8 protein-coding genes are annotated in these 13,234 nt (G+C 72.0%); 6 read left to right on the plus strand and 2 right to left on the minus strand.

Translation table 11 applies throughout. The annotated features are described in order from the left end of the window. Positions 1-5: 5 nt before the first annotated feature. Together O7598_RS11055 and O7598_RS11060 are read left to right on the plus strand one after the other, a co-directional pair. Positions 6-2,087, plus strand: coding sequence for an RICIN domain-containing protein (locus tag O7598_RS11055; protein WP_269691233.1), 2,082 nt, complete (start codon positions 6-8; stop codon positions 2,085-2,087). 310 nt (positions 2,088-2,397) lie between these two features. Further along, positions 2,398-3,387: a LacI family DNA-binding transcriptional regulator gene (locus tag O7598_RS11060; RefSeq protein ID WP_175441158.1), complete on the plus strand. Its 990-nt coding sequence runs from the start codon at positions 2,398-2,400 to the stop codon at positions 3,385-3,387. A gap of 483 nt (positions 3,388-3,870) precedes the next feature. On the opposite strand, the gene O7598_RS11065 is transcribed toward O7598_RS11060, so the two are convergent. Continuing rightward, positions 3,871-6,627: a beta-L-arabinofuranosidase domain-containing protein gene (locus tag O7598_RS11065; protein WP_269691234.1), complete on the minus strand. Its 2,757-nt coding sequence runs from the start codon at positions 6,625-6,627 to the stop codon at positions 3,871-3,873. Positions 6,628-6,652: 25 nt separating this feature from the next. Next, positions 6,653-8,131 (minus strand): arabinofuranosidase catalytic domain-containing protein, encoded by a 1,479-nt coding sequence (locus O7598_RS11070; RefSeq protein ID WP_269691235.1) that lies wholly within the window; start codon positions 8,129-8,131, stop codon positions 6,653-6,655. Positions 8,132-8,333: 202 nt separating this feature from the next. Between O7598_RS11070 and O7598_RS11075 the strand changes: the two genes are divergently transcribed. The 4 genes from O7598_RS11075 (at position 8,334) to O7598_RS11090 (ending at position 13,135) form a co-directional block, all read left to right on the plus strand. Continuing rightward, complete coding sequence (locus O7598_RS11075; protein ID WP_269691236.1) at positions 8,334-9,596, plus strand: cyanophycinase; 1,263 nt, start codon at positions 8,334-8,336, stop codon at positions 9,594-9,596. Between the two features lie 132 nt (positions 9,597-9,728). Beyond that, positions 9,729-11,156 (plus strand): hypothetical protein, encoded by a 1,428-nt coding sequence (locus O7598_RS11080; protein ID WP_269691237.1) that lies wholly within the window; start codon positions 9,729-9,731, stop codon positions 11,154-11,156. Between the two features lie 60 nt (positions 11,157-11,216). Beyond that, positions 11,217-12,101 carry a MurR/RpiR family transcriptional regulator gene (locus O7598_RS11085; protein WP_269691238.1) on the plus strand — a complete coding sequence of 295 codons (885 nt, stop codon included), beginning with the start codon at positions 11,217-11,219 and terminating at the stop codon, positions 12,099-12,101. Between the two features lie 92 nt (positions 12,102-12,193). Further along, on the plus strand, positions 12,194-13,135 hold the full coding sequence (locus O7598_RS11090) for a transporter substrate-binding domain-containing protein (RefSeq protein WP_269691239.1): 942 nt from the start codon (positions 12,194-12,196) through the stop codon (positions 13,133-13,135). Positions 13,136-13,234 lie beyond the last annotated feature (99 nt).

The raw sequence follows: 13,234 nt of genomic DNA on the forward strand, positions 1-13,234 counted from the left end.
GGGTCATGGTGGTGACAGCTCGGCTGTCCCGGCTCCTGGCGGGGTTGGTGGCGATGGTGGTCGGCGGCGTGCTGGTGGGCCTCGTCCCGGCGCCGGCCTCGGCGGCGACGGTGGACACCAGCGCGTGGTACGTGCTGGTCAACCGCAACAGCGGCAAGGCGTTGGACCTCTACAACCAGGCCACGAACGACGGGGCGCGGATCACCCAGTGGACGCGTAACAACGGTGCCTGGCAGCAGTGGCAGTTCGTGGACTCCGGCGGCGGCTACTACCGGGTGCGGTCGCGGCACTCCGGCAAGGTGCTGGACGTGACCGGCGCGTCCACCGCCAACGGCGCGGCCGTCGTGCAGTGGAGCGACCACGGCGGCACCAACCAGCAGTTCCGGCTGGCGGACTCGGACGGCGGCTACGTCCGGCTGGTCAACCGCAACTCGAACAAGGCGGTGGAGGTGCAGAACGCCTCGACCGCGGACGGCGGCAACATCGTGCAGTACGACGACTGGAACGGCACCAACCAGCAGTGGCAGCTGGTCCGCGTCGACGGCGGCGGCACCCCGACCGACCCCCCGCCGACCACCCCGCCGCCGAGCGGCACCTTCACCAACCCGGCGATCTGGCAGGACTTCGCCGACGTCGACATCATCCGCGTCGGCGACATCTACTACATGTCCGCCTCGACCATGCACTACTCGCCCGGGGCCCCGGTGCTGCGCTCCTGGGACCTGGTGAACTGGGAGTTCGCCGGGCACTCGGTGCCCCGGCTGGACTTCGGGACCAAGTACGACCTGCCCCCGGGCAGCCAGGCGTACGTGGACGGCATCTGGGCCTCGACGCTGAACTACCGGCCGAGCAACAAGACCTACTACTGGGCCGGGTGCATCGACTTCGCCCAGACGCACATCTACACCGCGTCGGCCGTCGACAGCACGTGGAGCAAGCTGACCACGATCCCGAACTGCTACTACGACGCCGGCATGCTCATCGACGACAACGACACCATGTACGTCGCGTACGGCAACGGCACGATCAACGTGGCGCAGCTGTCCGCGGACGGACGCACCCAGGTACGGGCCCAGCAGGTCTACCAGACGCCGTCGAGCATCGGCACGCTCGAGGGGGCGCGCTTCTACAAGCGCAACGGCGCCTACTACATCTGGCTGACCCGACCGGCCAACGGCCAGTACGTGCTCAAGTCCACCAACGGCCCGTTCGGCCCGTACGAGCAGCGTCAGGTGCTGCTCAACCTGCCCGGTCCGATCTCGGGCGGCGGCGTGCCGCACCAGGGCGGGTTGGTGCAGACCCAGAACGGCTCCTGGTACTACATGGCCTTCACCGACGCGTACCCGGGCGGGCGGATGCCGACGCTGGCGCCGATCACCTGGACCGCCGACGGCTGGCCGCAGGTGCAGACCGTCAACGGGGCGTGGGGCGCCAGCTACCCCAACCCGCTGCCGCTGCACCCGGTGAAGCCGCTCACCGGCACCGACACGTTCGCCGGCACCACGCTCGGCGTGCAGTACGAGTGGAACCACAACCCGGACAACAGCCGGTGGTCGGTGAACAACGGCCTGCGCCTGCAGACCGCGTCCGTGACCAACGACCTCTACCAGGCCCGTAACACGTTGACCCACCGGATCCAGGGTCCGACCTCCACCGCGACCGTCGAGTTGGACTACTCGGCCATGCGCGACGGGGACCGGTCCGGGCTGGCCATGCTGCGCGACAGTTCGGCCTGGATCGGCGTGCGGCGGGACAACGGCGCCACCCGGGTGGTCATGACCAACGGGCTGACCATGGCCAGCGGCGCCTGGAACACCACCTCCACCGGCAGCGAGGTCGCCGGCGCGGCGGTCTCCGGCGGGCGGATCTGGTTGCGGGTCAACGCCGACATCCGGCCCGGCTCGGGCCGGCAGGCGCGCTTCTCGTACAGCACCGACGGGGTCACCTTCGTCCCGCTGGGCAACGCGCTGACGCTCAACAACGCGTGGCAGTTCTTCATGGGATACCGGTTCGGCATCTTCAACTACGCCACCCAATCACTGGGCGGTGCGGTGACGGCGCGCCAGTTCTCCGTGACAACGCCGTGACGCGGGTCACCATTTCCGGTCCTTGACGCGCGACGAGAATTGCCCGGGGCGGGGTCCGACAACCGTCGGAAAATGCCCCGCCCCGGGCGGCCGGAGCTGCCACTTCGCGTCGCCGGGGGAGGAAAGGGAATGGGCGCCGCCGGCCATTCCCCGACAATCCGGCGCGACGAATCGATTCGTCGATCGACCGTGCCGTGACCGGCGGAACAACTGGCGTAGACTGTCGCCACCCCGGCCGGTCCGGTCGACGTCGACATGGTTCGGCCACGCGGGCATGTGCGAAAGTGAGGTGGCCGTGCGCGGTCCTGCGATGACTGATGTGGCTCGCCTCGCCGGTGTCTCCCACCAGACGGTCTCCCGGGTCCTCAACGGGCACCCCAACGTACGCGAGCAGACCCGGTTGCGGGTGCAGGCGGCCATCACCGAACTCGGCTACCGGCCCAACCGCGCGGCCCGCGCGCTGGTCACCGGTCGGTCCCAGGTGATCGGCGTGGTCGCGCAGAACACCACCCTCTACGGTCCGGCCTCCCTGCTGGCCGCGCTGGAGCAGACCGCGGCCGAGGCCGGCTTCGCGGTCAGCGTCGGCAGCGTCAGCGACCTCGACCACCGGTCCATCTCGGCGGCGGTGGAGCGGCACCTGGCGCACCGGGTGGCCGGCATCGTGGTGATCGCGCCGGTCGAGTCGGCCGGTGCGGCGCTCGAACGGCTGCCGCACGACGTGCCGCTGGTGACCGTGGACGGCGACCCGCGCCGGCCGATCCCGCTGGTGACGGTCGACCAGGTCGCCGGCGCCCGGGCCGCCACCCAGCACCTGCTCGACGCCGGGCACCGCACGGTCTGGCACGTGTCCGGCCCGTCCGACTGGTTCGACAGCGCGGGCCGGATCGAGGGCTGGCGCGAGGCCCTGCGGCTCGCCGGCGCCGAGATCCCGCCGCTGGTCCCGGCCGACTGGTCCGCCGCGGCGGGTTACCGGTGCGGGCAGATGCTCGCCCGGATGCCGGAGGTCACCGCCGTCTTCACCGCCAACGACCACCTGGCGCTGGGTGTGCTGCGCGCGCTGCACGAGCACGGCCGGCGGGTGCCGGACGACATCAGCGTGGTCGGGTTCGACGACGTGCCGGAGGCGGCCTACTTCATCCCGCCGCTGACCACCGTGCGGCCCGACTTCGGGGCGGTGGCCCGGGCGAGTCTCGGCATGCTGCTGGCCCAGATCGAGTCCGCCGACGTCGGGCCGCTGCGACAGACCATCGCGCCGACGCTGGTGCCCCGGCGCAGCGTCGGCCCGCCCCCGCAGCGCTGACCCGCCGCCGGACGGCCCCTGACTCCTGGCGGTGCTGCCGCGCGTATCGCCCGGGGTGCGAGCCGTGCTCGGTGCGGCCGGGCGGGGTCGCGGAACGTGCCTCGGCGCCCGGGCTTCGCCGCCGTCGCTGCCTTTCGAGCTGATGTCACGAACGACTCAGACCGCACCGACCGCTGGTCGTCGCCGCCGACGAGACCACCGGGCACCCGGTCGAGGACCCGCGTGACTCTCGGCGAGCCGATGACGGTGTCGACCCCGTCGCTCACCACGGTCGTCGTCTCGGGCCGTCGGAGTCGACGTCTCCTGAGTCGTTCGTGACGTCAGCTCGAAAGGCGACCCGTACGTGGTCGTCCGCCGGCCGGTGGACCCGGTCGGATCGCCGTGGTGCTGAGCCGCCGTCGCCGGGTCGCCCGGCCCGACGACGGCGGCGTCACCAGGGGTACGCGGGCCGGCCGCGACCGCCGGATCCACGTACCCGAGACCTCAGACGAACCGCCAGCGCTGGTGCGCGCCGCCGGAGTCGTCGCCGAGGACGGCCTGCGCGCCCTGGCTGCCGGAACCGCCGCTGAGGCCCAGCACCCGGCCGCCGTTGGCGCACTGGATGCGGAAGTACCCGTTCCCGCCGTGACGCAGCCGCCACCGATGGTCGGCGGCGCCGTTGTCGGCCCACTGCACGATCCGGGCGCCGGCTGCGGTGGAGCCGCCCTCGACGCCGAGCACCTTGCCGCTGTGCGAGGCGCGCAGCCGCAGGTAGCCGCCGGTGTCCACGAGCGCGGTCCACAGGTGGTCGGCGGTGCCGGTGTCGCCCCACTGGATGACGAGCCCACCGTCGGCGGTGGACATGTCCTGCACGCCGAGCACCAGCCCGCTGCCGAGGTTCTGCAGCCGGCGGGCCCCGTTCGGCAGGAAGCGCCACTGGTTGTCGAGGCTGCCGTTGTCCGGGTCCTGCACGGCCTGCGCGCCCTGGGCGGTCGAGCCCCCGGAGATGCCGAGCAGCTTGCCGCTGTTGGCATTGCGCAGCTTGTGGGTGCCGTCGCCGACGTCGACCAGGGTCCAGAGGTGGTCGGCGGTGCCGTTGTCGGCCCACTGGAGGATCCGGGCGTTGTCGGCGGTGGACATGTTCTCCACGCCGAGCACCCTGCCGCTGTTGACGTTGCGGAGCTTCAGCGCCGACCCGTCCACCACGAGCTGCCAGTCGTGGTCCGCGGTGCCGGTGTCGCCCCACTGGAGGGCGAGCCCTCCGTCGGCGGTGGACATGTTCTGGATCCCGAGCACGAGGCCGCTGGCCGCGTTGGCCAGGCGGAAGCTCGCCTCGCCGCCACCGCCACCACCCGTGCCGGCACGCCAGTAGACGGTGTAGTTGAACCCGTGCGCGTCGTAGAAGGGCCCGAGGTTCACGGTCGCGCCGTTGGCCCGGGCGGTGAACGCCAGCGAGCCGTTGCCGGTGCGCGTGACCGATCCGGTCTCCAGCGTCGGCAGGGCGCTCAACGTGGTGTTGCCGTAGTTGCCGGAGAGCACCACCGGCCCGTACATGATCGCCTGGACCGCCGCGTCGTCGTTCGCGGCGACGGTGGTCACGCGCATCGGCAGCCGGACCGTGACCACGTCCCCGGAGACCCAGGCCCGGGTCAGCACCGCGTAGCTGCCCGGTGTGGTGGCGATGCCCTGTGCCGTGCCGTTGACGCTGACCGTCGCGCCGGTGGTCCACGACGGGATCCGGATCCGCATCGTCCACGACCCGCCGACCGAGCCGGTGACGGTCAGCGTCGTGGTGTCCTCCACGGGATACGAGGTGGTCTGGGTGACCGTGATGCCGCGCTGGCTCCAGGTGAGCACCGACGGCACGAACAGGTTCACGGTCAGCGTGGTGCCGTTGTGGAAGTAGATCGCGTCGGCCAGTGTGGTGTTGGTTTCCAACCCGGTGCCCTGGCAGCACCAGAACGAGTTGTAGTCGGTGCTCCAGGTGCCGCCGCCCCACGCCGGGCCGACGCCGCGTCGCCCGCCCGGGTTGAGCGGGGTGAAGTAGGTGACGTGGCCGTGGGCGTCGGCCGGGTTCTGCTGGCCGATCATGTGGTTGAGCAGCGCGCGCTCGTAGAAGTCGGCGTAGGCGACCCGGTCCGGGTCGAGCTGCCACAGCTCCCGGGTCAGCTTCAGCATGTTGTAGGTGTTGCACGCCTCGCAGGTGTCGTTGCGCAGGTAGCCGGCGATGGCGTTGGGGGCGCGGAAGTGCTCGGCCTGGCTGTTGCCGCCGATGGCGTACGTGTGCGCGCCGACCGTGATGTTCCAGGCGTTCGCGGCGATGTCGCGGTAGCGGGTGGTCCCGGTGGCCTTGTACTCCCGGGCCGCGCCGATCCACTTGGGCACCTGCGTGTTGGCGTGCAGCCCGTTGAGCTGGTCGGAGTTGGACGCGAGCGGGTTGAACACGGCAGCGTGGTCGAAGCGCTGGGCGGTGGTCAGCCACCGGGCGTCGCCGGTCTGCTGGTAGATGTCCGTCAGCACCGCGTTCATGCCGCCGAACTCGGTGCCCAGCATGGCCTGCATCTGCGCCGAGCTGAGCCGGCCGGTGCGCCAGTCGACCCAGCCGGCGAGCGCCAGCAGCACGTCGCGGGCCTGGGTGCTGCCGATCAGGCGCCACACGTCGAGCAGGCCGGCGAGCGTCTTGTGCACGCAGTAGTAGGGCACGTTGCCGTTGCTCAGCGTGCGGGCCTCGAGCGCGGTGAAGTCGGACTCGGGAAAGCCGGACAGGTAACCGGCGTTGAAGCCGGCCGCGCCGTTGTTGGCCTGGCACTTCGCCAGCTCGGCCACCATGGTGACCGCCTTGTCCCGGCAGGTGGTGTCGCCGGCCACCGCCCAGGCCTGCGCCCAGGCGGTCAGGAAGTGGCCCTGCATGTGGGTGCGGAACGGGAAGTTCGGCGCGTCCCAGCCGCCGTTCGAGGCGGCACCGGCGGTGGAGAGCCGGTGGTTGGCGCGGAAGTTGTAGAGCAGCCGGTTGACGTCGACGAAGCGCAGGTAGGACAGCGTCCGGTTCTGGTTGTCGAGCCAGCGGCCGGCGGTCAGCCGCGCCTGACCTGGGTCGAACGCGTAGGCGGAGACGCCGATGTCGGGGCGGGCCGGTGCCAGCGCGGCGCCGGCCGCGCCGCCGCCGGCGAGGGAGCCGACGGCGGCGCCGGCCGCGGTCGCGACCGCGGTCGCACCGGTGGCGCGCAGGAGCATCCGGCGGTTCACCAGGGGAGCGGGCATGAGGAGCCTTTCGTGGTGGGTGCGGTCAGTTGCGCAGGGTCCACTGCTGGTTGGCGCCGCCGTTGCAGGCCCAGAGGATCAGTTTCGTCCCGTTGGCGGTGCCGGCGCTGGTGGCGTCGAGGCAGAGGCCGGACTGCTGGCCGGTGATGGTGCCGTTGCCGTTGACGTTCCACTGCTGGTTGGCCTGGCCGTTGCAGTCCCAGATGATGACGGCGGTGCCGTTGGCCGTGCCCTGGCCGTTGGCGTCGAGGCACTTGTTGCCGTACACCTGGAGCTGTCGCGCCGACGTGTAGGTCCAGCGCTGCATGGTCCCGCCCCAGCAGTCCCAGAGCTGCGTCTGGGTGCCGTTGGTGGTGGCGCCGTTCGGCACGTCGACGCAGCGCCCGGACTGGCCGCCGACGATCTCGACGTTCTGCCGGCCACCGCCGGTGCTCGCCGCGTACCCGGCGGCGGTGATGTTGGCCTGGACGGCGTCCTCGGTGGCGTTCGACGGGTAGCCGGAGGTCATGACGCCTTCGTAGAACGTGCCGGCGGCGCCGTGGCTGTTGTCGCCGCCGATGCCGAGGATGATGGCGCCTTCCTTCTTCATCGGGTTGTAGCCGGAGGCGTTGGGCCGTTTGCCGTCGTAGATGGTGTTCAGGCCGCCGGACTGGGCGTTGCCGCCGCGGATGGCCCAGTGGTTGGGTTCGCCCTTGACGATCGCGGTGAGGAAGCGGTGGCTGATCGACGGGTTGTTGGCGTTGTAGCCGGGGTTGACGCCGGAGAAGAGGCCGTTCTCCAGGTCGGCCATGATCCAGGGGCCGTTGCCGGTGCCGTAGCCCCAGACCTTGTTGTTGCCGAAGTAGATGGCTTCCATGGTGCCGTTGCCGTTGTCCCGGCTGTTGGTCTCGGCGTTGCCGTAGTCGAAGCAGCAGCCGCCGTTGTAGTGGGTGCCGTCGAAGATGGCGTACATGCCTTCGGGTTGGTCGCCCTTCGCGATGCCGTTGGTGGTGTTGTCGCGGTAGCCGGTGCCGGGGGCGACGAAAACGCCGTACGCCTTGCGTCCGCCCAGCGTGACCGGGGCCAGCGTGGCGTCGGCGAGGTTGTCGTAGCCGCCGGCGGCCGGGCCGGAGAACCCGCCGGGCGGGGCCTGGGTCAGGTGGTTGCCGCGGCCGGACTGGTCGTAGATGACGCTGATCAGGCAGCTCGTGCCGGCGCAGAACGCGTCCTGGGTGGCGGCGTTGGCGACGTCGCCGGCGGCGAGCGGGGCGACGTCGCGGGTGGCGTTGTCGGAGGCGCGGCGCACCTGGTAGAGCGGGCCGGCGTAGGCGCCGTAGAGCGCGCGGGTGGTGCTGTGCGCGGCGACGCAGGGCGTGCCGCCGGCGGCGTAGAGGTCGCAGGGGCCGGTGCCGGCGGCGCGCGCCGGGGGCGCGGCGGAGCCGACGGCCGTCGCGGTGACGGCGACCAGCAGGGCCAGGGGTACGAGTGCGGTCCCCAGGCGGCGACGGGTGGTGGTGGGGTCCATCGATCTTCCTCCAGCGGAGATGACGAACTAGTTAACGCTAACAATCGCTCTTAGCGTGGCGTTTACATAGGCGACTGTCAACGCTTCAGAGGGCCACCGAATTTGTGAACGGCGATGTTAGCGCTCTCAAGGTTGTTGCCGGGGCGGGCGTGCCGTACGCTCTGGCTCGCGGCCCGCCCTCACGGTCCTGTGAGGAGCACCCATGCCCCTGAACCGCCTGCTGACCCTCGGGGTCGGCACCTGTGCGGCGGTCGCGCTCAGCGTGCCGGTCGCCGCCGCCCCGGCCTCGGCCACCGCGTCCCATCATCGCTCCGGCGGCAGCCTGGTGCTGGTCGGCGGCGCGCTGGCCGATGACAACCGGGAGATCTACGACGACATCGTCCGGCTCGCCGGTGGCCCCGGCAGGGCCCGGATCGGCATCCTGACCGCCGGCGCCCCGGTGCCGGCCGAGGATCCCGACGCCGGCACCCCGGACTGCAACAACAGCGTCTGCAATGGCGACTACTACGCCGAGCTGTTCCGGTCCTACCGGGCGGCGGACGCCCGGTGGATCCCGATCGACCTCGATCGTCCGGGCGCGGCCGACGACCCGGCGGTGGTCCGGCAGATCGAGTCGATGACCGGGTTCTTCCTCGGCGGCGGCGACCAGTACCGCTACGTCACCACCATGACCCGGGGCGCGGCGCAGCGGGACAGCGCGGCGCTCGCCGCGATCCGGCGCAAGCTGCGCGACGGTGCGGTGGTCGCCGGCACCAGCGCCGGCGCGCAGATCATGGCCGGCCGCGACATGATCACCGGGGGATCCACCGAACCGGGCCTGCGCGACGGCGCGAAGCCGGGCTACTTCGAGGATCCCGACGTGCTCGGCTACCTGCCGCGCGGTGGTTTCGGGTTCTTCACCGCCGGGCTGGTCGACACCCACTTCTCCCGCCGGGGGCGCGAGGCGCGGTCGATCCGTCTCGCCTCGGACACCCGGCACACCCGGGTGTTCGGCCTGGACGAGAACACCGCGCTGGAGGTCACCGGCGTCGGCGGGCGCCGCCCGTCGCTGCGGGTGCTCGGACAGCGCGGGGTGAGCGTGCTCGACCTGCGCCGGGCCCGGGTGACCGAGCACGGCGGGGTGTGGGGGATCGCGGGCGTGCGGTGGAGCCGGCTGACCGCCGGCGACGTGTACGTGGCGCCACGGTGGACCGTCGTCCCGGCCGCCGGCAAGCCGCGCGTGCGACCGGAGGCGGGGCCGTGCGCGGCGACGCCGTCCGAGGACGTCTTCTACGACTACGCCATGGTCGGCCTGGTGGAGACCGGCCTGGCCGCCCGTGCCGGCTGCGTGGCGGTCGGCGGGACCTCCTACGAGAAGGATCCGCGCTGGGTCGCGACGCTGACCCGGGGCACCGGGTTCGCGGCGTTCCGGGGCGCGTCGGCGACCACGTTCACCGACGTGGCGGTCGCCATCCGGCCGGCCTGACGTGGTGCGGCGGCGTCGGGCTTCCGGGTTCGGCGCCGCCGTCACGAACATGTAACAGAAGTTACGTATTGAGCAGTGAACTTAATGGATGTAACTTCTGTTTCATCGCTTCGTGGCCCCTCGGAGGTGCCCATGTCCCCTTCCCGCAACCCTCGCCGGCTCGCCGTGACGGCGGCCGCCGCCGCGCTGCTCACCGTCGTCCCGCTCGGCGTTCCCGCCGCCTACGCCCAGGTCACCCGGGTACGCCAGGGCAGCGCCACGGACGCCGCCCGGGCGAACTGGTCCGGGCCGGCATACACCATGAACGGCTCCGGCGGCATCGTCACCGCCACCATGGCGAAGGCGGTCGACGCGATTCGCGGCGGCACCGGCGCGATCGACGTGGTGGTGATCGCCGGCTCCGGGACCGGCACCCCGGAGTGCGACGTGATCACGCCGCTGGCCGGCGTCAACTCCTGCACCACGCTCACCCTCACCGCCGCCGCGGACGGCAACAACAGCCAGGTGAACACCGACGTCCGCAACGCCGAGTTCGTCTACTTCGCGGGCGGTGACCAGTGCCGCTACGTCGCCTGGAAGGGCACCGCGCTGGAGGCGTCGGTCGAGTCGGTGGTGGCCAAGGGCGGCGGGGTCGGCGGCGGCAGCGCCGGGCACCACGTCAACAGCGACGTGGTCTACGACGCCTGCGCCGCGAGCGCCACCTCGGCGACCGCGCTGGCCAACCCGTACGACAGGTCGATGACGTTCACCACGGGCATGTTCCGCTGGCCGAACTACGCCGGCACGATCAACGACTCGCACTTCGTCACCCGTGACCGGATGGGCCGGACCATCGCGTTCGTCGCCCGGGCGGTCAAGGACGGGCTGGTCACCGGCGGCAAGGCCTGGGGCGTCGGGGTGGAGGAGGGCGCCTCGCTGTTCATCGACCGCGCCGGCCGGGCCACGCTCAGCGGCCCGAGCGCCTACGTCGTGCTCGGCGACCACCAGCCCGAGGTCGCCGCCTCCGGGCAACCGCTCACCTACCGCGACGTCAAGATCTGGAAGCTCACCAACGGTCAGAGCTACGACTTCGCCAACCGGCCGACCTGCGGCTACTACCTGCGCAGCGTGCGCGCCGGGGTGCCGGACGGCGGCCTCTACGACGGCACGCCGGTGACCGACTGCTCGTCCACCCCGCCGCCGTCCGGCGGCTCGTCCTACGCCGAGGTGGAGCCGAACGACTCCCGTACGGCTGCGAACGACATCGCCGGGCTGACGTTCCCGGCCACCGTCACCGGGGACATGAGGAGCACCACCGACCGCGACTACTTCTCGCTCACGCTCGGCGCCGGGCAGACGCTCACCGTCACCTGCGCGGTGCCGCCGGCGTACGACGCGGACCTCTACCTGCTCAGCGCGACCGGGAGCACGTTGACCCGGTCGGTGAACAACGGCGCGGGGACGGACGAGTCGGTCACGCTGACCCGCACCGCGTCCGGCACCGCCACCTACCACCTCGACCTGGAGGCGTACGCCGGCTCCGGGACCGCCGACTACGCCTGCACGGTCGCGAAGTCCTGACCCGCCGTGGCTCCCGCCCGGGCGTCCGTCGGCCCGGGCGGGGGCCGCTACGCTCGGCTCGTGTCGAACTCCGAGGCTGTCGACGAACCGCACGCGGTGGGGGTGGCGGCGCTGATCCGCCGCCGGCTCGGCGAGTGCAGCCCGGCCGAGCGCCGGGTGGCCCGGGCGCTGCTCGCCGCCTACCCGTCCGCCGGCCTGGGCACGGTGGCCGCGTTGGCCGAGCGGGCCGAGGTGAGCGCGCCGACCGTGCTGCGTCTGCTGTCGCGCCTCGGCTTCGGCGGTTATCCCGAGTTCCAGCAGGCGCTGCGCGACGAGCTGGCGGAGCGGGAGACCTCGCCGCTGACCGCCTATCGGGCGACCGAGCGCGGCGGGACGCCGCCCGAGGGCGCGTTGCCCCGGGCCGCGGCGGCGCTGCCCGAGGCGGTGGCCGGCACGCTGGCCGAGCTGCCGCAGGGCGAACTGGACGCGGCCGTGCGCCTCCTCGCCGACCAGCAGGTCCGGGTCACCGCCGCCGGCGGCCGGTTCTCCGCGTTGTTCGCCCACTATCTGGTGCTGCACCTCATGCAGGTGCGCGGCAACAGCCGTCTGCTGCCCGCCGGCCCGGTGGAGCGCGCCGACATGCTCGTCGACGTCGGGCGGCGCGACCTGGTGGTGCTCTTCGACTTCCGCCGTTACGAGGAGCCGACCCTGGAGTTGGCCCGGGAGGTCACCGGCCGGGGCGCCCGGGTGGTGCTGTTCACCGACCGGTGGCTCTCGCCGGTGGCCGGTCTGGCCGAGGTGGTGCTGCCCGCCCGGGTCGACTCGCCGTCGCCGTACGACAGCTTCGTGCCCACGTTGGCGCTGGTGGAGACGCTTGTCGCGGCGCTGATCGACAGGCTCGGCCCGGTGGCCGGTGCCCGGCTCAAGGCGATGGAGGGGGCACAGCAGGCGTTCGGCGGGCGCTGAAACGTGCGTTACAGAAAACCGTAACCCCATCGAGATCGTAACGTGAGTTACAGTCCGGGGGCTGGCTGTTCCGGCCCCCGGAAGGACTCCCCATGCGCATCCGTTCCCTCGCCCTGCTCGGCGCGACCACGGCGCTGCTCGCCGCCACCGCCGCCTGCGGCACCTCCTCGGCCGGTGGCTCCACCGACGAGATCAAGCCCGTCTCGGTCACCATCGACGGCGTCGGCGCGGTCGAGACCGACAAGACGCTCGCCGGCAAGGTCCCGTCCGACGTGCGCGGCCGTGGCGCCGTCACGGTCGCCACCAACGCCCCCTACCAGCCGTTCATCGACTTCAAGGTGGAGGGCCGCACGGACGAGTTCGTCGGCCTCGACCACGACCTGTTCCAGGCCGCGTCGGCCCGCCTCGGCCTGAAGGCCACCTTCACGCAGCAGCCGTTCGACGGCCTCGTGCCCGGCCTCCAGGCCGCCAAGTACGACGCCATCGCCGGCGGCATCACCGACAAGAAGGAGCGCCAGCAGGTCGCCACGTTCGTCGACTACTCCGCCTCCGGCACCGGATTCCTGGTCGCCGCCGGCAACCCGCTCGGCGTGAAGACCGTCGCCGACCTCTGCGGCCGCGCGGTCGCCGTGCAGAAGGCCAGCAACCAGGCGAAGAACCTGGCCACGTACGCCAAGCAGAGCTGCGCCGGCCGGCCGCTGGAGATCAAGGAGTACCCGGAGAACCCGCAGGCGGTGCAGGCGCTGATCGCCGGCAACGTGCAGGTCGTCGCCGCCACCCGGGTCAACCTGGTGGACACCGCCGGCTCGCTCACCGGCAAGGCCGAACTGGTCGACGACCCGTCCTCGCCCAACGGCTGGCTGGCCAGCCCGAACGGCTTCGGGTTCCTCAAGGCCAACAAGGAACTGGCCGAGGCGTACCGGGCGGCCGTGCAGTCGCTGATCGACGACGGCACCTACGGCAAGATCCTCACCCGCTGGAAGCAGACCCCGATCGCGGTCGAGAAGGCCACCGTCGACCAGGCCATCGACTGACCCCGGCGGACCACCGCCCCCCCGATCCGCGGTCGCCGGGCGTCCTCCACTTCCGTGAGGGCGGGCCCGGAGGCGCCCGGCGACCGCCGAACCCCTGCC

It is taken from the genome of Micromonospora sp. WMMC241 (assembly GCF_027460165.1).
In the GTDB taxonomy this organism is placed as follows: Bacteria; Actinomycetota; Actinomycetes; order Mycobacteriales; family Micromonosporaceae; genus Micromonospora; species Micromonospora humi.